This is a genomic window from Fictibacillus sp. 23RED33, from assembly GCF_015903925.1.
Classification (GTDB): domain Bacteria; phylum Bacillota; class Bacilli; order Bacillales; family Fictibacillaceae; genus Fictibacillus; species Fictibacillus phosphorivorans.
Map to the genome: position 1 here is coordinate 1,231,661 of NZ_JACZDX010000001.1, position 20,908 is coordinate 1,252,568.

Annotated in this window: 27 protein-coding genes and 1 tRNA gene; 19 read left to right on the top strand and 9 right to left on the bottom strand. The window is 38.9% G+C overall.

The genetic code is table 11. The features are described from left to right. Positions 1-8: 8 nt before the first annotated feature. The 4 genes from IHV09_RS06425 to IHV09_RS06440 all read left to right on the top strand — a co-directional run bounded on the left by IHV09_RS06425 (position 9) and on the right by IHV09_RS06440 (position 2,620). Positions 9-854 (top strand): M15 family metallopeptidase, encoded by an 846-nt coding sequence (locus IHV09_RS06425; protein ID WP_231618139.1) that lies wholly within the window; start codon positions 9-11, stop codon positions 852-854. Between the two features lie 105 nt (positions 855-959). Next, on the top strand, positions 960-1,670 hold the full coding sequence (locus IHV09_RS06430) for a cytochrome c biogenesis CcdA family protein (protein ID WP_197263877.1): 711 nt from the start codon (positions 960-962) through the stop codon (positions 1,668-1,670). Positions 1,671-1,694: 24 nt separating this feature from the next. After that, positions 1,695-2,153, top strand: a complete 459-nt coding sequence (locus IHV09_RS06435) for a Na(+)/H(+) antiporter subunit B (RefSeq protein WP_260858765.1) — start codon at positions 1,695-1,697, stop codon at positions 2,151-2,153. Between the two features lie 2 nt (positions 2,154-2,155). Continuing rightward, positions 2,156-2,620, top strand: a complete 465-nt coding sequence (locus IHV09_RS06440) for a CcdC family protein (RefSeq protein ID WP_197127828.1) — start codon at positions 2,156-2,158, stop codon at positions 2,618-2,620. A gap of 44 nt (positions 2,621-2,664) precedes the next feature. Here IHV09_RS06440 and IHV09_RS06445 read toward each other — a convergent pair whose 3' ends face one another. Together IHV09_RS06445 and IHV09_RS06450 are read right to left on the bottom strand one after the other, a co-directional pair. Beyond that, positions 2,665-3,090, bottom strand: a complete 426-nt coding sequence (locus tag IHV09_RS06445) for a DUF2621 domain-containing protein (protein ID WP_255520071.1) — start codon at positions 3,088-3,090, stop codon at positions 2,665-2,667. A 28-nt stretch (positions 3,091-3,118) separates the two neighbouring features. After that, positions 3,119-3,215, bottom strand: a tRNA-Sec gene (locus IHV09_RS06450). Between the two features lie 399 nt (positions 3,216-3,614). On the opposite strand from IHV09_RS06450, the gene selB reads away from it, so the two are divergent. Genes selB through phnC form a run of 5 tightly spaced genes read left to right on the top strand, consistent with a single transcriptional unit; the run spans position 3,615 to position 8,935 of the window. After that, positions 3,615-5,507 carry a selenocysteine-specific translation elongation factor gene (gene selB / locus IHV09_RS06455; protein WP_197263878.1) on the top strand — a complete coding sequence of 631 codons (1,893 nt, stop codon included), beginning with the start codon at positions 3,615-3,617 and terminating at the stop codon, positions 5,505-5,507. Further along, positions 5,508-6,503, top strand: a complete 996-nt coding sequence (locus IHV09_RS06460; RefSeq protein ID WP_197263879.1) for a glycosyltransferase — start codon at positions 5,508-5,510, stop codon at positions 6,501-6,503. Between the two features lie 21 nt (positions 6,504-6,524). Then, on the top strand, positions 6,525-7,418 hold the full coding sequence (gene phnD, locus IHV09_RS06465; protein WP_197263880.1) for a phosphate/phosphite/phosphonate ABC transporter substrate-binding protein: 894 nt from the start codon (positions 6,525-6,527) through the stop codon (positions 7,416-7,418). A gap of 9 nt (positions 7,419-7,427) precedes the next feature. Then, positions 7,428-8,186, top strand: a complete 759-nt coding sequence (phnE, locus tag IHV09_RS06470; protein WP_197127831.1) for a phosphonate ABC transporter, permease protein PhnE — start codon at positions 7,428-7,430, stop codon at positions 8,184-8,186. A gap of 8 nt (positions 8,187-8,194) precedes the next feature. Further along, on the top strand, positions 8,195-8,935 hold the full coding sequence (phnC, locus tag IHV09_RS06475; RefSeq protein WP_197191102.1) for a phosphonate ABC transporter ATP-binding protein: 741 nt from the start codon (positions 8,195-8,197) through the stop codon (positions 8,933-8,935). 36 nt (positions 8,936-8,971) lie between these two features. On the opposite strand, the gene selD is transcribed toward phnC, so the two are convergent. Then, on the bottom strand, positions 8,972-10,027 hold the full coding sequence (gene selD, locus IHV09_RS06480; protein WP_197263881.1) for a selenide, water dikinase SelD: 1,056 nt from the start codon (positions 10,025-10,027) through the stop codon (positions 8,972-8,974). A gap of 93 nt (positions 10,028-10,120) precedes the next feature. Here selD and IHV09_RS22620 point away from each other — a divergent pair, with 93 nt between their 5' ends. Both IHV09_RS22620 and selA read left to right on the top strand, forming a co-directional pair. Beyond that, the gene (locus tag IHV09_RS22620; protein WP_305069352.1) at positions 10,121-10,357 is read left to right on the top strand and encodes an Rdx family protein; all 237 of its coding nucleotides are present in this window, start codon (positions 10,121-10,123) and stop codon (positions 10,355-10,357) included. 50 nt (positions 10,358-10,407) lie between these two features. After that, complete coding sequence (selA, locus tag IHV09_RS06490; RefSeq protein WP_231618140.1) at positions 10,408-11,787, top strand: L-seryl-tRNA(Sec) selenium transferase; 1,380 nt, start codon at positions 10,408-10,410, stop codon at positions 11,785-11,787. A 46-nt stretch (positions 11,788-11,833) separates the two neighbouring features. On the opposite strand, the gene IHV09_RS06495 is transcribed toward selA, so the two are convergent. Next, positions 11,834-11,974: a small acid-soluble spore protein P gene (locus IHV09_RS06495; RefSeq protein ID WP_137789571.1), complete on the bottom strand. Its 141-nt coding sequence runs from the start codon at positions 11,972-11,974 to the stop codon at positions 11,834-11,836. 241 nt (positions 11,975-12,215) lie between these two features. Between IHV09_RS06495 and IHV09_RS06500 the strand changes: the two genes are divergently transcribed. Next, entirely contained in the window at positions 12,216-12,473 is a 258-nt protein-coding gene (locus IHV09_RS06500; RefSeq protein WP_197263882.1) for a hypothetical protein, read from the top strand. On the opposite strand, the gene sspO is transcribed toward IHV09_RS06500, so the two are convergent. After that, complete coding sequence (sspO, locus tag IHV09_RS06505; RefSeq protein ID WP_137789569.1) at positions 12,470-12,640, bottom strand: small acid-soluble spore protein O; 171 nt, start codon at positions 12,638-12,640, stop codon at positions 12,470-12,472. The genes IHV09_RS06500 and sspO overlap by 4 nt on opposite strands. Before the next feature lie 81 nt (positions 12,641-12,721). After that, positions 12,722-12,910 carry a DUF378 domain-containing protein gene (locus tag IHV09_RS06510; protein ID WP_197127835.1) on the bottom strand — a complete coding sequence of 63 codons (189 nt, stop codon included), beginning with the start codon at positions 12,908-12,910 and terminating at the stop codon, positions 12,722-12,724. 283 nt (positions 12,911-13,193) lie between these two features. Here IHV09_RS06510 and acnA point away from each other — a divergent pair, with 283 nt between their 5' ends. Continuing rightward, a complete protein-coding gene (gene acnA / locus IHV09_RS06515; RefSeq protein ID WP_197191100.1) occupies positions 13,194-15,920 on the top strand; it encodes an aconitate hydratase AcnA in 2,727 nt (908 codons plus the stop codon). 41 nt (positions 15,921-15,961) lie between these two features. On the opposite strand, the gene IHV09_RS06520 is transcribed toward acnA, so the two are convergent. Then, positions 15,962-16,090, bottom strand: a complete 129-nt coding sequence (locus IHV09_RS06520; protein ID WP_197127837.1) for an FbpB family small basic protein — start codon at positions 16,088-16,090, stop codon at positions 15,962-15,964. Positions 16,091-16,238: 148 nt separating this feature from the next. On the opposite strand from IHV09_RS06520, the gene IHV09_RS06525 reads away from it, so the two are divergent. From IHV09_RS06525 to IHV09_RS06545, 5 genes are all read left to right on the top strand, one after another. Next, a complete protein-coding gene (locus IHV09_RS06525; protein ID WP_066241162.1) occupies positions 16,239-16,382 on the top strand; it encodes an acid-soluble spore protein N in 144 nt (47 codons plus the stop codon). Positions 16,383-16,490: 108 nt separating this feature from the next. Beyond that, complete coding sequence (locus IHV09_RS06530; protein WP_197263883.1) at positions 16,491-17,000, top strand: hypothetical protein; 510 nt, start codon at positions 16,491-16,493, stop codon at positions 16,998-17,000. A gap of 66 nt (positions 17,001-17,066) precedes the next feature. Then, positions 17,067-17,303, top strand: a complete 237-nt coding sequence (gene tlp / locus IHV09_RS06535) for a small acid-soluble spore protein Tlp (RefSeq protein ID WP_066393949.1) — start codon at positions 17,067-17,069, stop codon at positions 17,301-17,303. A gap of 86 nt (positions 17,304-17,389) precedes the next feature. Next, a complete protein-coding gene (locus tag IHV09_RS06540; protein ID WP_197127838.1) occupies positions 17,390-17,812 on the top strand; it encodes an acyl-CoA thioesterase in 423 nt (140 codons plus the stop codon). Continuing rightward, positions 17,812-18,108, top strand: coding sequence for a hypothetical protein (locus IHV09_RS06545; protein ID WP_137789564.1), 297 nt, complete (start codon positions 17,812-17,814; stop codon positions 18,106-18,108). Before IHV09_RS06540 ends, IHV09_RS06545 begins: the two co-directional genes overlap by 1 nt. A gap of 1 nt (position 18,109) precedes the next feature. Here the strand turns inward: IHV09_RS06545 and IHV09_RS06550 are convergent, their stop codons facing one another. Further along, a complete protein-coding gene (locus tag IHV09_RS06550; RefSeq protein WP_370568933.1) occupies positions 18,110-18,403 on the bottom strand; it encodes a HesB/YadR/YfhF family protein in 294 nt (97 codons plus the stop codon). 99 nt (positions 18,404-18,502) lie between these two features. Between IHV09_RS06550 and IHV09_RS06555 the strand changes: the two genes are divergently transcribed. Continuing rightward, complete coding sequence (locus tag IHV09_RS06555; RefSeq protein ID WP_197263884.1) at positions 18,503-19,129, top strand: uracil-DNA glycosylase family protein; 627 nt, start codon at positions 18,503-18,505, stop codon at positions 19,127-19,129. 10 nt (positions 19,130-19,139) lie between these two features. Here IHV09_RS06555 and IHV09_RS06560 read toward each other — a convergent pair whose 3' ends face one another. Continuing rightward, complete coding sequence (locus IHV09_RS06560) at positions 19,140-20,552, bottom strand: Na+/H+ antiporter NhaC family protein (protein ID WP_197191097.1); 1,413 nt, start codon at positions 20,550-20,552, stop codon at positions 19,140-19,142. Positions 20,553-20,908 lie beyond the last annotated feature (356 nt).

Sequence of the window (20,908 nt, forward strand, 5' to 3'; positions counted from 1 at the left end):
AGAATGCTTTGAAGAAATATGTTCTACCAACAATGTTGATCGGCAGCATGTTTGTCCTTTCGGCATGTAAGCCAGTTGATTGGGCAGAAAAGAAATGGGACGCTGCCTTTAATGAAGAAAATTCTGAAAAGAACGAAAAACAGATTTCAAATGAACAAACAAAGCCAAAACCAAATGATGAAAACAAAACAGAAAATAACGATGAACAACCATCAGCAGAAGCTGATCTGCCTTGGTTAGAAGAAACGGTAACGGTATCTGGTGACGGGAAAGCGGTTGTACAGAATCTAGACGATCTTTTGATCGTTGCGAACAAGGAAAGAAACCTACCCGATAATTATGAACCGAAAGATTTAGTTACACCAAATGTCCCGTTTCCTTTTAAAGAGGATCTACCTAAGAAAAAATTAAGAAAAGAGGCAGCTCTTTCTTTAGAAGTATTGTTTAAGGCAGCTGAAGAGGACGGTCTTGAGTTGCTAGCACAATCCGGGTATCGCTCTTATGATACCCAAGTGTCTATCTTCGCTTTTAATGCTGAGCAAAAAGGGGAAGAAGTAGCGAACAAAACGAGCTCAAAGCCAGGACAGAGTGAGCATCAGACTGGATTATCAATGGATGTTACATCACAAGAAGTGAACTTTGAACTTGTAGAAGCCTTTGGCGAGACAAAAGAAGGAAAATGGCTAGCAGATAATGCTCATAAGTATGGATTCATCATCAGATATCTGAAAGGGAAAGAAGATATTACTGGATATCAATATGAACCTTGGCATCTCCGATATGTTGGGGTAGATCATGCCAAAGCAATTCACGAGCAGGGCATCACGCTCGAAGAGTATTTACAAAAACCATAAACATCTCTGACAGCTTTTTTCTAAGCTGTCTTTCTTTATGTTTGAACAAAATGGATATTCCCTTTAATATAGAGAGAGAACTGTAAAAAAGGGGCTTACTAAAAAATGACCGATCTTAATATTCTGCTTGCTTTTGGAGCTGGCTTGCTCTCCTTTATTTCACCTTGCTGTTTACCATTGTATCCTGCTTTTCTATCTTACATAACTGGGATCTCTGTTCAGGAACTTAAAGAAGAAAACGCCATGCTAAGAAAAACGGCGCTTCTACATACTACATTTTTCTTAATAGGATTTTCGATCATATTTATTTTCCTTGGTCTATCGACTACGATAATCGGTGATCTATTCGTACAATATCAAACACTGTTAAGGCAAATTGGAGCTATTGTAATCATCTTTTTCGGTCTTGTCGTGATGGGATTCATAACTCCTACATTTTTGATGAAGGATAAGAAGGTAAGGTTTCAATCTCGTCCTACTGGTTATCTAGGTTCCGTGTTGATCGGTATTGGTTTTGCAGCAGGATGGACACCTTGTATGGGTCCCATTCTAGCAGGCGTTATTGCGCTTGGGGTGTCAAATCCGGCAGCATCTATGACGTATATGGTCGCGTATGTTTTAGGATTTGCTGTTCCTTTCTTTGTTTTAAGCTTCTTTTTGGATAAACTAAAGGTAATAAAAAAGTTAAACCGTCAGTTTATGTTGGTAGGAGGGACTCTTATGGTCGTTATGGGAATCCTGCTATACTTTGATTGGCTGACACAATTAACGTCATTTCTAACAAACCGTGTGTTTGGAGGATTCAAAGGTTTTTAAGAGTAATATGGAAAGGGGATATACATCATGCATTCACGATCGAATGACCTTATCTTAAAAACAACAACAAATATCATTGTTTTTGTTATTCTAGCTTTTTCAATTAACATGCTTTTTTCAGGGCATAATGCTCCAGGTGGAGGATTTATCGGAGGATTGATGGGAGCGGGAGCATTTCTTCTTCTCTATGTTTCCTACGGGTTACAACCTGTACATAGAATATTGCCGATAAACTTTACGTACATGATCGCAGCTGGATTATTGATCGCCATTCTCACCGGCGCAGGTTCCTTTGTTTTAGGTGTTCCGTTTTTGAGTCACAGTTTTGGCTATTTTCAACTCCCTTTGTTAGGGAAAACAGAGCTTGCTACAGCGATGCTTTTTGATTTAGGTGTATATTTGACAGTAATCGGAGTTACGATGACCATTATCCTCTCAATTGCAGAAGATAAGATCGAGAAAGAAGTAGGGGAAGGGAACTAACCGTGTTTTTTATTGCGAGTACATGCTTTGCCATTATTATGGCAGTGATTATTTTTAATTTTCGAATGAAAGAAACAAGAGAACCGGTTACCACAAAAAAGATCATCATTCCCCCGTTGGCTATGAGCACAGGCTTTCTTCAGTTCGTGATTCCTGCTTTTCACATCACCTGGACTGAAGCAGGGGAGGCTTTCTTAGTAGGTATCATGTTTTCGATATTTCTTATCATGACAAGTAAATTCGAAATTAAAGGTGATCATGTATACTTGGTTCGATCGAAAGCCTTTATTTTTATCATTATCGGATTGTTTGCCATCCGCTTAGCTTTAAAATGGTATATTGGTTCTACGATATCTATCTTTGAAACAAGTTCATTATTCTTCATCGTTGCGTTTGGGATGATCTTACCGTGGAGACTTGCCATGCTCGTTTTGTTCAATAAAAAGAAAAATGAGATCGCATTATAACATAGAGAAGAGAACCCCCTGAATCTTTAGATTCAGGGGGTTCTTTATGCGAGTAAAGAATGATAAGGTTTAATGTCTATGTTTTTCTTTTTTAGTGTCTTGATCAACCATTTGTGATCTCTTTTGGGTGTTGCGATGATATAGCCGCGAATGATTAAGTCTTGTGACATTGAACTTGCTTTTTCTTGTAATGCTAACTCACCGATCTTGCCAGCGATCTTCTCTTTTGCTACATCCCTAAAGAGTTCAGGAACCGGGGCTACTAATTCGTTTAAAAGTTTCTTCTGATCATCAGTCCATAGATGAATGGTTTGGTCGATGTAATGTTCTTGCCAATCTAAGATTGATTTTCCATCTTCTTTAGGTAAGCGTTTTAGGAATTTGCGAAACATAAAATATCCGCCGATTGCAAACATGGTAAATAAAAAAACGGACCATAACACGATAAAAGTGATGAACCATCCAGACAATGCGTCCACCTCGTATGTATAAATTTTTTGGCGGGACCATGTGGGAATCGAACCCACCGGAGACGGCACGCGCCTCCCAAAAGGTTTTGAAGACCCAGGCAAGCACCAGCTACGCATCTGGCCCCAAATAGAATTTCTAGCTCGCTATTGCATTATACAGCATTTTACCACGTTAGGACAAGGCTTGTGAATTATTACATACGATAGGGGAGTGTAGGTTTGTCGAACGATGGAAAAGAACGACTGTAACAGAGAGGATAACGAACTATAACAGCTTTCCACTATAACAGATTATTTTCTCCACTATAACAGTTTGCCCTGTGGACAAGTGTGAATAACTTGTTCTGTGGATAACCTGTGGGTATACAGGCGTGAATAAATATACATCCATTTATGGCGACTTGGGAAATAATAGTGTTCAGGCAAACTTCGCTATTTCAACAATGAATAATGCGTTATCCTTGTTTTTTACATCTCCTTTTCATAAAGTGTAGAAGAGTATGTACATATAGGTGGTTAAACATATGACGATTAAATATTATACGATCGGAATGGCAGGACACATCGATCATGGAAAAACGACGCTTACTAAAGCTTTAAGTGGCATCGACACAGACACGCTCAAAGAAGAAAAAGCTCGCAAGATAACGATAGAACCAGGGTTTGCACCTTTTTCGTTAACGAAGGATCTGCATACTTCCATCGTGGATGTACCAGGGCATGAAAAGCTCATCCGTCAAATGATCGCTGGTGTAGCAGGAATTGACCTTGTTCTCCTTGTAATCGCGGGAGATGAAGGAGTGATGCCTCAAACGAGAGAACACTTTGAAATTCTTTCCTTCTTAGGCATTGAAAAGGGAATCATCGTTGTTACGAAGTCAGATATGATTGATGACGAGATGCGTTTGTTAGTTGAAGAAGACATTTTGGAACTTACAAACTCATCGGTGTTTGAACGTTTTCCAATACATTTTGTAGACAGTGTTTCTTCTGCTGGAATAGACCAGTTGAAGAGTGAAATCATTAACCTCTTAAAAGACACACCTGTTAGATCTTCACAAGGCGCTTTTCGCATGCCGATCGATCATATCTTTACCGTGAAAGGGCAAGGGACTGTTATAAGAGGTACTGTCTATGAAGGTGAAGTACATGAAGGTGATGAACTTTTTGTTCAGCCTGGGAACGTTAAAGTGAAGATTCGAAAACTTCAAGTGCATAAACAAGAAGTTCATTCCGCTAGAGCCGGTCAAAGAGCAGCGATAAATCTTTCAGGAGGTTCTAAAGCGGATTGGAAAAGAGGGCATGTTTTAGTAGAACCGAATGTCTATTCGACCACGAACACTATCGATCTCGTATTATCAACGGGTGAAGGGTGGAAAGGGAAGTTGAAACAGCGCTCTTCCGTGAAGTTTTATAGTGGTACGTCGGAAGTGATGGGTAAACTCGTTCTTTTTGACCGAAATGAGTTAGATGTCAATGAAGATCAAATATATTGTCAAGTTCGATTAGATCAAGAGGTCGTAACAAAACGAGGTGATCGTTTCATCTTAAGACGGCCGACTCCTGAGGAAACGATCGGAGGAGGAGAGGTTATCGACCCGAACGGATCTGTTTATAGATTTGGAACGGAGACGATCGAACGATTGAGGAGTAAACATGAAGGAACTCCAAATGAGCGGGTCCTACAGTTGCTTAATAAAGTAGGATCGATGACAGAACGAGAACTTAAGAGCTCGAGTGGAATGGATGATGAAGTTCTTCAACACACGTTGGATGAACTAATAAGTGAGGGTTCTGTTGCTCGAATGCAAAATTATTTGGTTGCTGATTCTAAGGTAAAGCATATAAAATCTAGCATCATGAACAAACTTCAAAACTTCCATAGCGAGTATAGTTTAAGGCAAGGTATTCCAAAGGCAGAAATTGTTCAATCGTTCCAAAATGAAGTAAATCCGAAAATAGTTAACACGCTTCTTGAAAAATGGATAACAGATTCAACCGTTTCGATCACAGACTATTTTGTTCATTTATCACATTTCAAACCGCATTATCCGGAAAAATGGGCGAAAAGGATGGCGAATGTTCTTGCCACCTTGGAAGAAGCACAGCTCGAGCCGGATGACCTACAGAACATCTATAACGCTCAACAACTTCCAGAACCACTTTATCATGAGTTTAAGTATTTTTTGATTAAATCCAATGAAGTGGTATTGCTGTTTGATGAAGTGATGTTGAGTAGAAAGGCATTTGATTCAGCAGTTGAACATTTGCGAATCAATACGGATTCAACGTTTTCCGTGCAGGATGCTAAAGCGGTTCTTCATACATCAAGAAAGTTCTTAATACCGATATTGGAATGTATGGATTCAAAAGGGTATACGATGCGAGAATCTAATGTTAGGAAATGGGTGCAATAAGTGAGAGTCGTCTTTTTCACTCCGTATTATAAACAAAATCGTGGAAATTCTACTACGGCCAAACGATTAGAACATGGATTGTCTGAGAAAGTTGAGTTTTCTTTTTTTCCATATGAAGAAATTGGTGTTAATCCTACTCTTTTTGAATGGATGGAGAAAGCGGATATCTATCACATCCTTCATTTTTCTAGATTCGTTCAATGGGCTGAAAAAAATGATGTTACGTTGGATAAACCTTATATCGTTACTTCTGGAGGAACAGATCTCAACCACTCGCTAGAAGAAGACGAAAAAAGGTATCTTCCTCTGTTGCGTGAAGCGAAAGCAATCACAGTTTTTACTCAAAAAGCTAAACAATTGCTCGTCGAAGACTATGGACTAAGTGATCATTCAATCCATGTAATACCTCAAAGTATTTATTTACCTTCTATTGAAAATAAGAATGAACCGTTCACTTTGCCTGATGGAAAGCCTAAACTGTTACTGCCAGCTGGAATTCGCCCAGTTAAGGATGTTCTTTTTGCATTGCGGAGTATGATTAAATTGTCTAGCGATTATCCTGATCTCACCTTTTTAATAGTAGGACCCAACTTAGATTCTGAAGAATTTAAAAAAATGAAAGAAGCAGAAAATAAGTATGATTGGCTGTATTATTTACCAGAAGTAGAGCTCGGTCAGATGAAAAAGCTTTATGAATGGGGAGATGTTGTATTGAATACATCGATCTCAGAAGGACAGTCGACAGCATTATTAGAAGCGATGAGTTTTAAGAAGCCTGTAATCGCAAGGGAGAACGTTGGAAACTCTAGCATCATACAACACGGAAATAACGGATTGCTGTTTCAATCTCATGAAGAATTATACCAATCTATAAAGATTGTGATATCTGATCAAGAATTTTATAAACAACTTAGTGATAGAGGGTTTCAAACCATAGAAGAGAAGCACACTATTAAAAAAGAAATAGCTTCATACATGGAACTATATAAAAATTAATAGAAAAAAGGAGAGAATATAATGAAAAAACTTAGTTTGTTGCTGCTGACTATGATCTTACTCTTATCAGCTTGCGGAACGAATAACGATGATAAGAAGAATGCAAAATCGAATAAAGATGAGGTCTTTACGATTGGGGTAATCCCAGCCCAAACGGAAGGTGAGATGAAGGGGGCACTTGATAAACTTCAGAAAGTGCTTAGTGAGAAGATGGACAGAGAAGTTAAGATCACATCTTATCCGGATTACAACGGTGTTGTTGAGGCGATGAACTATGATAAGATCGACATGGCTTATTTCGGACCTCTTACATACGTTGTTGCTCATGAAGAAAGTGGAGCTAAAGCGATCGTAACACAATTGATCAAAGGTGAACCATTCTATTATTCTTATTTGATCACCCATAAAGACAGCAAATATTCAAACCTTGAGGATATGGTATCTGATGCTAAGAACGTAAAGTTTGCTTTTGGTGATCCATCCTCAACTTCGGGCTCTTTGATTCCGAGTATCAAACTAAAAGATGAAGGCATCTATAGAAGTGAATCTGATAGTGATTTTAATAATGTTAGGTTTACCGGTTCTCATGATGCAACCGCTCTTGCTGTTCAAAACAAACAAGTGGATGTTGGTGCGATCGACAGCGCGATATACGATAAATTAATCGAAGAAGGAACGATCGACGGAGATCAGTTTAAAGTGATCTGGAAGTCAGAGAAATTGTTCCAATATCCTTGGGCTGTATCTAAAAGTACAGATGAGAAAACGATGAAAAAACTTCAAGAGATCTTTTTAGATATTAAAGATAAAGAAATTTTGGATGCTTTTGGCGCAACTGGATTTACGAAAGCCGCAAATAAGGATTACGAAAGTATCCGAAAAGCGGCTATTAAAGAGGGTACCATTCAAGAATAGAGGGGAACCATGGTTTGGTTTAAGAGGAGCCAATTATTAATCATATTATGCTTAACAATACTCGTGTTAGGTAGCATGAAGTTAACGGAGTTTGATCTTTCAAAATTTAGTGACTTTCAGAATATGGGTGACTTTTTGTCGAAATGGTTTCCGATGAACACAGAGAGTCTACCATATCTGTTTCAAGAAAGTTTATTAACGATCGCTATCGCATTTTTGGGGAGCTTATTCGGATTAATCATCGCACTTCCGTTAAGCTTTATCGCCGCTCGAAACACGAGTAGAAATCGTTTTGTATATTCAATGACACGTTTCTTACTTAGCTTCTTACGATCAGTTCCTGAATTCGTGTTCGGCTTAATTCTTTTAACAACGCTCGGACTAGGACCATTTCCTGCTGTTATCGCCATCGTCTTGCATAACATCGGGGTATTAGGTAAGTTGATTTCAGAACTGATCGAGGCGGCAGATAAGGGTCCGATCGAAGCGATGTCGGCGGTTGGAGCAAGTAAGTGGATCGGAAATCTATTTGCAGTGCTACCACAAATATGGCCGAATGTACTGTCTCAATTCTTTTACAGATTTGAAGTAGCTATACGTACTTCACTCATCTTAGGTCTTATTGGTGGTGGGGGAATCGGACAACAGTTGTTTATTCATTTTAAAACGTTTCAATATCAGCTAGTCTCTGTTGACGTTCTACTCATCATGATCATGGTGATCTTGGTGGATTATATTGGCGGAAAAATTCGGGAAAAGGTTATTTAGGTGATAACATGATTGAATTTGAGAATGTATCTGTCACATATCCTGGTGCTAAAGAACCTGCTTTAACAGATGTAAATATTACTTTCCAAAAAGGGGAGTTCGTTTGTGTACTAGGTAGAAGCGGTGCAGGTAAATCAACGTTTATAAGATGTATTAACGGTCTCCAGCCTGTTTCTGAGGGTTATGTGAAATGGGGAGATAAAACCTTGAGTGAGATGACTCACAAAGAAACGTTAGAAGTCCGGCGTAAAACAGGTATGATCTTTCAGCATTTTAACTTAATACCGAGGATGAGTGTGGTTCAGAACATCTTAACAGGTCTTTTCGGATACAAAAAATCTTATGAAAATCTGTTAGGTTTGTTTAAACCCACTGATCGATTGCAAGCTCTAGAAGCTATTGAACAAGTTGAGCTAACGGTTGAACCAACAAGAAGAGTGGAGAAGTTAAGCGGTGGACAAAAACAAAGAGTTGCGATCGCGCGAGCACTCGTGCAGAACCCTAAAGTGTTTTTGGGAGACGAACCTGTCGCAAGCTTAGATCCTGGAACAGCTGAAAGGATTTTTCAACTATTAAAAGAAACACATGTAAAACGAAATCTCGTATCAATCATTAATGTGCATGATGTGGTTCTTGCAAAAAAATTCGCCACAAGAATTATTGCGCTAAAAAACGGAAAGCTAGTTTTTGACGGTGCACCTAAAGATTTTGATGAAACCGTGTACGCGGAGATTTATAACCATCTATAAAAAACAAAAAAACTCCGATGTCGGAGTTTTTTGTTTTTAATTGGCTTTGATCGGTTTTTCAGAGATCTCATGAACACGACCGACGATACTTGCGTCACCTATACCTTTATCGTGAAGTCTCTTAAGATATTCTGCAGCTTCTTCTTCAGAAAGACTCACGAGTAAACCGCCAGAAGTCACAGCATCACATAAAATCCATTGCTGCCACTCATAAAGTTCATTGCCATAGAGAACATCATCTTTTATCCAGCGATGATTTGCTTTAGTACCACCAGGCACGATTCCTTCTTGCGCAAGCTCTGTGGTACCTGGTAAAAGAGGTACACTGTGATAATCAATCTCGATGGTAATATCTCCTGTTCCTTTTGCCATCTCAGTCGCATGACCGAGAAGGCCGAAACCTGTTACATCGGTAACAGCGTTTGGAGATAGACCTTCCAAGCATTCTGCTGCTGTTTTATTCAATGTGGCCATCGTTTTGCTGACTAACTGAAGCTGATCGTCAGTAAGCTTGTCTTTTTTAATAGCAGTGGTTTGAATACCGACACCGATAGGTTTTGTTAATACAAGAACATCTCCTGGTCTTGCTCCTACATTTTTATATACTTTAGAAGGATGTACGAGTCCTGTGACGGACAGACCAAACTTAGGTTCAGAATCATCGATCGAGTGTCCTCCAACAAGCACCGCACCTGATTCCTTCACTTTGTCAGCTGCTCCTTTTAGAATCTCGGCGAGCACATCATGACCAAGTGTGTTGATCGGAAAGCCTACAATATTCATTACTGTTGTAGGGTGTCCCCCCATCGCATAAACGTCACTTAGTGAATTAGCAGCGGCGATTTGTCCGAACATATATGGATCATCTACAATAGGTGTGAAAAAGTCGACAGTCTGGATCATGGCAAGGTCATCTGTTAACTTATAGACACCTGCATCGTCTGAAGTATCTAAACCAACTAAAAGGTTAGGGTCATATTCGCGTTTTGGTAGATGACGCAAAACTTGCGCCAGGTCTTCTGGACCAATTTTACAGCCTCAACCACCTTTTGAGGAAAGGTGAGTGAGCTTTACTTTATCTTCGCTTGTCATAATTTAACGACACCTCCTTTTGTTAGTATAAACATTATTTTTGTGATTTGCCTAAGGATATACTAAAATAGTCTTAAAAAAGGAGGATGTATTATGAAAGTATCTATTGAATTCTGCATGATGTGAAACTTTGCACCAAAAGCCGCGAGTCTCGCGGAAGACCTGTTCAATCATTTTCGATCTAAAGTTTCATCGCTTGAACTGATTCCAAGTTCTGGCGGAGTTTTTGAAGTTATTGTTGATGGTGATAAGATTTATTCAAAAAAAGAGACCGGAGAATTTCCGGATCACGACCTGATCATTCAACACTTAGAAAAATTAAAGGCTTAACAACGATAGCCTCCTTAAGGAGATCGTTGATACCTTAAGGAGGCTTCATTTTGTCAAAATCAGATTTATTAAGGCAGCTTCCTGCCGTGCATGAGGCAGTGAAAGATATCAGTTCTGAAGTGAATGGCAAACCAGAAAAGGAAATAACACGAGCTGTTCAAGATGCGATCAATCATTGGCGAGAGTATATTCTTAAAGACCCCCATGCTATTGACTTGAAAATTGATATCAGAATACTTGTTTTGAATTCAGCAAGGGCAAAATTAGCTCATCCTACAGATCGGATCCGTTCACTGATCAATGCTAGCGGAATCGTTATCCATACAAATCTTGGTCGCTCTAGACTCAGTGAAAAAAGCGTAGCGCGGATGAGTGAAACAGCAAGAATGTATTCGAATTTAGAATATAACTTGGAGAAAGGGAAACGAGGCTCTAGGCATGATCTAACAGAGGAGCTAATTAAACAAGTGACAGGATCAGAAGCAGCAATGGTCGTGAACAATAATGCTGCAGCCGTTTATTTAGTTCTCAAAGGACTAGCAAAAAACAAAGAAGTCATTGTTTCAAGAGGTGAACTTGTAGAGATCGGAGGCTCATTTCGTGTTTCTTCTATAATGGAAGAAAGTGGTGCGGAGCTGCGGGAAGTTGGAACTACGAATAAAACACATTTTTTTGATTATGAACGAGCGATAACGGATAAAACCGGTATGATCATGAAGGTTCACACAAGTAATTTCAAGGTGATTGGGTTCACAAAAGAAGTTTCTTCTAGCGAGTTGATGCAGTTGAAAAAGAATCACCCGGAACTGATTGTATATGAAGATCTGGGAAGTGGTGCACTCTATCCTTTTCAGTCCGTTGGAATAGGTGATGAACCCTTAATTTCCTCTGTTATCAACAAAGGTATAGATGTTGTTTCTTTTAGCGGAGATAAACTTTTGGGAGGCCCACAAGCTGGGATTATTGCAGGGAAAAAGGAAATCATCGGCATATTAAAGAAACATCAACTAGCTCGCGTTTTAAGAGTGGATAAATTTACGATCGCAGCCTTAAACGAAACGTTGCAGGCGTATTTAAACGAAGAATATTCAACGATTCCTACAGTTAGAGATATTTTAAAAACTCCTGAAGAGATCAGAGAGATAGTATGGAGACTAAAAAGAAAGGTTGAAGATCATTCTTCTTTAACAATCAGAATTCTGGAAGATTTCTCTCAAGTTGGGGGAGGAACGATGCCAGATGTGAAGTTGCCAACTTTTTGTCTTGGTATTAAACACTCTAAAGGTGCAGATTACTTAGCAAGAGCTTTTCGGAACTATCAAACCCCTGTTATCGTGAGGATCAAAGAGGAAGAAGTACTATTAGATCTTAGAACGATTTCAGAAGAAGAGCTTTTGACACTTGAAGATGCGATACGTTCAATCGACTAAGAAAAGGGACTGACAGAGAATCTGTCAGTCCTTTATGTTTTTTGTATTATCTGCCTTCTCCAGAGTTTTGTCCTGTATGATTACGCTGCTTCACTTTTTTAGAACCACTCATAGGAGCTGGTTGTCCAGGGTTTTCCCCTTTTGGCGCGTTCTTTCGAATATCTTTAAACGTATTATGCTCTCCCATAATAAGCCTCCTTTTTTTATCCGGCGCCTTGAAAGCAGTTGATTTCCGCTTCAGGTGCTCGCTTTCCGGGGGGCGGGCGGTGAGCCACTGATCCCCCAGGAGTCTCACACCTTACACTCCAACCAACTTGTCAAAGATGTCTTTCGTATGGACACCTTAATCAACAACAGAAAGCAATTTATTGAATAATTATAGCTAAAATTGGAACGTTAAAGGTAAACCAAAACAAAGGATGGTAATTATGCCCTATCATAAAAACAAACAACAAGCATATCAAGCTGCTGAGCAAGGTTATCAAAATGCGATGGATATCTCCAAAACATTGGATGCTTCAAACAGTGAATATGGAGTGTTCTATGCTCATTTTATGACAGAAAATGAAAAGGCTTGTCAACAAATACAAAACGCACTTGAAACGGCTTCAGAACATCAACAGCCACAGTTAGAAAGCTTTCTAAATGAGCTTCAACAGCTTCAGAGCCAGTTTCCAAAACCTTAATGTCGTTTTTTCGTTTTCTTATTGTTTTGACGCTCAGCTTCACTTAGCTTTTCGTTCGGTAAGGAAAGCGATTCATTACCGAATTCGGTATCATACCCAGCACCTTTACCTTGAGCTTTTGCTGCGTTCATTCCAGGACGCGAGTGATTTGCTTTGTTTCTTCCCATTTGTTTGTCACCTCCGATAACTTTAGTTTGTGCAATATCAAAAAGAAGAAGCACTCCAAAATAAGGAGTGCCTCTTTACGTTCAAGATTTATATTTACTGAGCAAGAGCCAGACGCCAGAAAGTCCGATCAAACTGTATAAAACTTTTGTCACCGTGGTAGCGCTTCCAAAAATTTCTGTAACAAAGTTTGTATCAAAAAGTCCGATCGCTCCCCAGTTTAATGCTCCGATCAACACGAGTAACGCAGCAAGTTTTTTTAACCATTCCATCCTGTTTCCCTCCGATCTATTGAAGAGTGGTTTTTAAGCGGAAAACAAAAAGAAGTATTACGTAAATTACTATATGCGAGCAAGAGAATGATGGTGATATTCACACCATAAGTAAAACTTATGTCGATTGATAACCATTAACTATTTTACTTATGAAAGGGTTTTACGTATGATAATAGAGGGAAAAAAAGATTCTGTGTGATTGACTGTGAAATTGAACACATTTTTTCGACAATTTTTCTCATAATCGTGTATGATTGTTAGTGAAGGGAGAGAGTGGAACATGAAAAGAAATGATGTATTTAATGCCCGTTCTACTTTTGATGTGAACGGTAAGGAATATAGCTATTACCGTTTAGGAGCGTTAGAAGAAGCGGGAATTGGTAATGTATCGAAATTACCCTACTCTGTAAAAGTATTATTGGAATCTGTATTAAGACAATTTGATGGAAAAGTAATCAACAAAGAACACGTTGAAAATCTTGCAAAGTGGGGCACGAGTGAACTAAAAGATATCGATGTTCCTTTTAAGCCTTCACGTGTTATTCTTCAGGATTTTACAGGAGTACCAGCTGTTGTTGACTTAGCTTCTCTTCGTAAAGCAATGAAGGATATGGGTGGAGACCCTTCTCAGATCAACCCTGAAATTCCAGTTGATCTTGTAGTTGACCACTCTGTACAAGTTGATAAGGCAGGTACTGAAGACTCACTTGCTTTCAACATGAACCTTGAATTTGCTCGAAATGAAGAACGTTACAAACTCTTGAGCTGGGCTCAATCTGCGTTTGACAACTACCGTGCTGTACCTCCTGCAACAGGAATCGTCCACCAAGTTAACTTAGAGTACTTGGCGCCTGTAGTCCTTACGAGCGAATCTGAAGGTGAAACAATCGCATTCCCTGATTCATTAGTAGGTACTGATTCTCATACAACAATGATCAACGGTCTTGGTGTATTAGGATGGGGTGTCGGTGGGATTGAAGCAGAAGCAGGCATGTTAGGACAGCCTTCTTACTTCCCAGTTCCAGAAGTAATCGGTGTTAAATTAACAGGAACGCTTCCAAACGGAACGACTGCAACTGACCTTGCACTTAAAGTAACGCAAGTATTGCGTGAAAAGAAAGTAGTAGGGAAGTTCGTCGAGTTCTTCGGTCCAGGACTTGCGGATATGCCGCTTGCAGACCGTGCAACGGTTTCAAACATGGCTCCTGAATATGGAGCAACTTGTGGTTTCTTCCCAGTTGACGAAGAAGCATTAAACTATCTTCGTCTGACAGGTAGAACTGAAGATCAAATTCAGCTTGTAGAAGCGTATTGCAAAGCAAACGGATTGTTCTACACAGCAGGAGATGCTGATCCTGAATTTACAGACGTAGTCGAAATCAATCTTTCTGAAATCGAACCAAACTTGTCAGGACCAAAACGCCCACAAGATTTGATTCCTTTATCTCAGATGAAAGAAAGCTTTAATAAAGCGCTTGTAGCTCCACAAGGAAATGCAGGGTTCGGACTAACAGCTGATGAGATCAACAAAGAAGTTACTGTTAAGCATCCGAACAACGAAACTTCGACGATGAAGACTGGTGCTGTTGCGATCGCTGCGATCACAAGCTGTACGAACACTTCTAATCCATACGTTATGTTAGGTGCTGGATTAGTTGCTAAGAAAGCGATTGAAAAAGGCTTAAAAGTTCCTGGCTATGTAAAAACATCATTAGCCCCAGGTTCTAAAGTTGTTACACGTTATTTAGAAGAAGCAGGCTTAATGAGCTATATGGATCAGTTAGGGTTCAATCTTGTTGGTTATGGCTGTACAACATGTATCGGTAACTCAGGTCCTTTGGCGCTTGAAGTTGAAAATGCGATCTCTAAGAACGATCTTACTGTAACTTCAGTCCTTTCAGGTAATAGAAACTTTGAAGGACGTATCCACCCGCTTGTAAAAGCTAACTACTTAGCTTCTCCACCATTAGTAGTAGCTTATGCACTAGCTGGAACTGTAGATTTCAACCTTCAATCTGATTCTTTTGGAACAGACAAAGAGGGCAACGAAGTTTACTTTAAAGATATCTGGCCTTCATCAGAAGAGATCAATGAAGCGATGAAGAAAGCAGTTACTCCAGAATTGTTCAAAAAGGAATACGAGCGTGTATTTGATGAGAACGAACGCTGGAACGAACTAAAGACTTCAGCTGACCAATTATATGGTTTTGATACATCATCAACATACATTCAAAACCCTCCGTTCTTTGAAGAGCTTTCTGCAGAACTTAAAGAGATCCAACCGCTTAAAGATCTTAAGCTTATCGCTAAATTCGGAGATTCTGTAACGACTGACCACATTTCTCCGGCTGGTGCGATCGGAAAAGATACTCCTGCAGGAAGATACTTGATTCAAAATGGTGTTGAGCCACGTGACTTTAACTCTTACGGTTCTCGTCGTGGTAACCATGAAGTAATGATGCGTGGTACGTTTGCGAATATCCGTATTCGTAATGCTGTAGCTCCTGGTACTGAAGGTGGCTGGACAACTTTCTGGCCGACTAACCAAGTGATGAGCATTTATGATGCTGCGATGAAATACAAAGAGAATGGTACGGGTCTTATGGTAATCGCAGGAAAAGATTACGGAATGGGATCATCTCGTGATTGGGCAGCAAAAGGTACTACTTTACTAGGAATTCAAACTGTACTTGCTGAAAGCTTCGAACGTATCCACCGTTCAAACCTTGTGTTGATGGGTGTACTTCCTCTTCAATTCAAAGATGGTGAGAGTGCTGAGACATTTGGACTTACAGGAAAAGAGTCTTTCACGGTTTCTGTTGATGAAACGGTTAAACCGCGTGATCTTGTTCAAGTTAAAGCAGTTTTTGAAGATGGAACTGAAAAAACATTTGAAGTTGTAGCTCGTTTTGACAGCGAAGTTGAAATTGAGTACTACCGTCATGGTGGTATCCTTCCAATGGTGCTTCGTAACAAGCTTGCTCATTCTTCTCAAACGCAAAACTAATAAAAAAATCCTTTGCCAATATCTTTAGGCAAAGGATTTTTTTATGCTTTTTTCGTATGTTTTTCGTCGAGTTTGATCTCGAGTTGTTCAATATAGGACTCATCTTTCAACAATTGTCTTTTGTTCTCGTTCACGAGCTCTCTGAAATTCATTTTTCTATTTTTCCTCATCACTGCACCTCTTTATTGGGATAGTACCAATATAGCCAAGATAAAATCGAAATAATCAGACTTTGAAAAAAATAATTGCCACTTTACTTATGAATAGTTGATTTTGATTAATGGAAAAGTATAAAGAAGACGAAAGGAGGTTGGACCTTTGAGTAATCCAAAACGTTTTCCAGAAGATTTCGTACCAAATCATATTGGCACTCAGCCACGTGAGAGCAACAGTAATAATGGAAAAAAGATGGCTAATAAGTCGCACGATCATGCAGATTATGTACCACCTAAAGGGAAATAACAAAGTACTTTCTAAAAATTACCTCTCCATAATTTTTTCTTTTGACTCCCATATACGAAAGATTTTGTCGAAAAAGTGTATGTAGTGAAAGAATTAGGAGGGGTACGTTTGATCACGGCATCTGTCAAACCATTACCTGTATCACATAACAAAGATGATCAGGATTATTTATATCGTCAGTTAGAGATTGAAATGCAGCGATTAGGGCATCTTGTTCCTTTTCGTGAAGAGTTGAACTGGGATAAAGAAATTACAACGATGGAACTAGGAAATGTAGAAACGCTAGAAAAGTTAAAAAAAGCCGCTGCAAAAAATGATGGGGTATTTTTGTTCTATGCCAAGCTTACAAAAGGAACCGTTTATCAGCATATTATCCTGCATCCGAACACGGAAGGATTCTATCTTCCGTTTCGATTTGAAGAACCATTTCAAATAACAGTGAAAAATAAAAAATATTGGATTGGTTCATCGATCAGGCTCGCCGAAGAGTTAGCATGGCTTGAGATTACAATGAAAAATCTTGAAGATGACAGTGTAGTGGAATATTGGAAATACCTGTCTGAACTTTGTCAATTTAGCGTTCAAAACATGAGTCCGATCTTATTACAAAAAAATTAAAGAATAATCCTATTGGTGATTAGTACAAACTATGATGGTACGAACTTTCTACAAAGGAGAATCATCATGAACAAACCAAACCGAGACGATAGAAGTAATAACGTTGAACGATTAGAACAAATGGTTCAGAACACAGAACAAAATATTTCTGAAGCTAATCAGACTGCGGCTAACACAGAGCTGACTGCAAGCCAAAAAGAGCAGATCAAAGAGAAGAATCAACATAGACAAGAATCCATAGAGCAGTTTCAAAATGAGATTCAAGAAGAAAAGGCTTATAGAGAAGGTAACGACCTTCAATAAGAGAAAGACCGGCATATTGCTGGTCTTTTTTTTCATTTTCTACTAAAGTGATAAGAAAAGACAACACGAAGGGAAACAGATGATTTATGAAATTTGTTGAAAGTAGCGTTGATGTTAGATATGCAGAGACAGATCAGATGGGTGTCGTGTATCATGCGAACTATTTGATTTGGTTTGAGATCGGTAGAACAAAGCTCATTGAACATTTAGGGTTTAAATATGCAGACATGGAAAGGGAAGGGATACTTTCTCCCGTAACAGACATTCAAGCTTCTTATAAAAAACCCTTAACATATGGACAAAAAGCACATATTAGAACAGCTGTAAAAGAATATTCGGGAATCAAGGTTGTTTATTATTATGAGATCTTTAACGATCAAAACGAGTTATGTGTTATAGGCGAATCCACTCATGTTTGTGTAAAAAAAGAAAATTTTCGACCGATCTCTATAAAAAAATATTTTCCTGATTGGCATGAAGCCTACGTAGAAATGAGCTCAGCAGAATAATGGCTTTCGGAATAAAACGTGCTGACTTAAAAAGATGGAAAGATGAAGTAGAGATGGGTAACATCGCATTCCTCACCCATTTTTGGTATGATTCACGATTTCCAACAGCAAAGAGTGTAACAAAAGTAGGTTGTAACGATCGGAAAAGATTATCTGAGTGGGGAAGAACTTACGGTTTAAAGGAAGAGTGGATTCATGAACGAGATGCTTACCCCCATTTTGACCTTATCGGGGATAAGCAAGTAGAGATCATGAAAAGAGAAGGAAGAATCCAGGAACTTCAAAAGTTCATATAGCCTAGTTTTTGTTCTCGTTAAAATCGTATTTAATTTCTCCATCCGTAATGGAAACCGTTAGATCGTTTCCGTCAAAGAACCATTCATCTTCTTGCTCGATGAAGAATTTATGATTTTCTACAACGATTTCAGCAGCAGGATGTTTTGGTGTATCTTTTGTAAGTCCTAATGAAAAGCCGTCTTGAACCGTGCTGCATCCTCCAAGGCGAACGAAAAAACGGATGGAATCGTCCGATGATGCTTGTAGGTCAATGATCACATAATTTGCAGTATCTTCATTCATAATGATTTTCAAAGTATATTCACTCCTTAAGAATGTCTTTAAAGTAATGATGATATTGTGGCATACGAATAAAGAAAGCACAATTATTTACGATTGAAGGAGGCAGATTTGGTGGACATTCATTCATTTTTTGAAGAAGCATCAGAACGATATCGTGTTCAAGATTTAATTTCTGAACATACGAATATGATATTTATTTTAGAATCGCCTCATAAAGAGGAAATCAAATTTGGAGTACCTTTGGCCGGTCTCTCAGGCAGATCGATGGCAAAAGAATTATTTGCAGTGGAAGATAGTCCTCCGATGGGAAAGGTGTTAAAACAGTACATAGACGAAAAAAAGAAGACAATATTTGGAATCGTAAATGTTTGTCCGTTTCCTTTGCAAGGTGCTGCATTTCCCGATCATACTTTTGTTAACAGATATAGAGATGAGATTAAAGTTGCTGAAGCAGTAAGAACGAGTTCGGTAAAAGTATATAAAGACGAAGCGAGAGCTCATTTCGATCAATTGCTATTAAACCAATTCGAAAGTAGGTTAACCTCACTGATTAGAGAAAACACGGTCATCGTTCCATGCGGAAGATTTGCAGAAAAATACGTCAACAAACTGTCTAATAAAGACAGGTTAACCATTATAGAAGGTGTACCACACCCTTCTTATCATTCATGGTCTCGAGATCGCTATCAAGAAGTGATAAATAAAGTAAGAGAAGAAGGAAAAAAAAGAACCTCCTAAATCAGGAGGTTCAAATGAAGAATACAGTTGCTCCGTATAGTACCGCTGTTATGCCAGCAGCAATTAGTGCAGGTTTTAACTTATATCGTGCATAGGTGATAACAGATAGGTTTAAAATACGGGCAATCGTATTCGTATCATCACTTAACGGTGAAGCGAATGCTCCGAATGTCCCACTTGCAAAGACCGCTCCAATCACAAGAGGAAGAGAAACATCTGCCACTCCTGCCATTGATACACCTAGAGGCATTAATATTCCCCACGTACCCCAGGCAGATCCGATAAAATAGGAGACAGCACAACCGAAGATAAACAGCAATGGGACGATAACTGATCCAGGGATCCAGCCTGCGTATCGTGTTACAAAAGCAGAGAAACCAAGTTCTTCAGTAACAGACGATAAGCCCCAAACAACAGCTAACAGCACGATAACACTCATCAATTCGTTGCCACCGAAAATAAATCCATTCAACAGATCACCCGTTTTCATTTTCTGAAATCGTAGAAAAAGAAACGTGAATATGGTTGTAAACAATAGAGCGATCAGCATCGCATCCATAACATCTGCTGAAATGAACGCCTCAAAAAAACTACCTTTCGTTTTTTTGTAACCATCCCACCATGTTAACAATAGAGTAAGGAAGACGACTAAGATGAGTGGAATTAGTAAGTTCAATGGTTTGTTCGGAAGTTCTCTATTAACGGCAGGATCACAACTATGCCAGTCGTCCTCTTCACTTTCTCCAACATCTTTAGGATCGGTTTCTTCTGTTGATTTTGAATGGTGAAAGAAGCTGAGGTATACCCCTACGATGATCATGACAAAAGAGAAAAAATTAAACGGGATGCTTTGTATAAAAAGAGAGTATGGATCTGCGTTAATGTTTTCGTTTTTCAAAGAGATATCTACAATAGAAGTCATGTATCCAACAAAAGCGGTAGCGATTGGTATCAACACAATGATGGGAGTTGCTGTTGTTTCAATGACAAAGCCGAGCTCTTGGGTAGACATCTTTACCTTTTTTAAAAGAGCTCTCATGATCGGAGCAATCGTGACGAAACGAAAACTTGGAGCAGCAAAAGTGCCGATCGTAGACACATAAGTAAGCAACAATGCCCCTTTTTTTGTTTCAATCCTGTTAGAAGCTTCTTCTACAAAGCCTTTGATTCCACCAGAAAGTTTAATCATGGAAATGAGTCCGGAAAAAGCATACAAAAACACTAATATTTTTATGTTTTTAGGGTCTACAAGCCCTTTGACTAGAAATTGGACCATCTTCTCTAGACCACCCACAAGAGTAGGGTGGAGAAGGTATGAGCCAGTCAAAAGACCAGCGATCAAACCTGGGAGAACTTGTTTAGTCTTGATAGCTATAGGGATTACCACTAAGAACGGAATAACAGAAACCCAATTTTGATCCATGAGAGGTCCTTCTTTCATACAAGAGATAATACTGTTAGCGTGTGATGCTTTTTAAAATTTATTCTTTATTAACAAAAGAAAAGACGTTTCATCTAAAACCCCATTGGTTAGAATAATAGCGTCCAAGTGAAACATCACATGTTTAAAGAGTGGGGTGAATAAACTTTAAACATCACTTCTAAATGTAAAGAGTTGCATTTATTAGGTTTACGTGATAAGTTTAACAACGGAATATATATGGACGGAACAAGTTTGAATTACGGATAGCCTTGTAACTATTAACGTTTAATTTTTACGCATATTCACATGGCTAAGCATTTCCCATCAATATGTTATAAGGAAATGCTATTTTATGT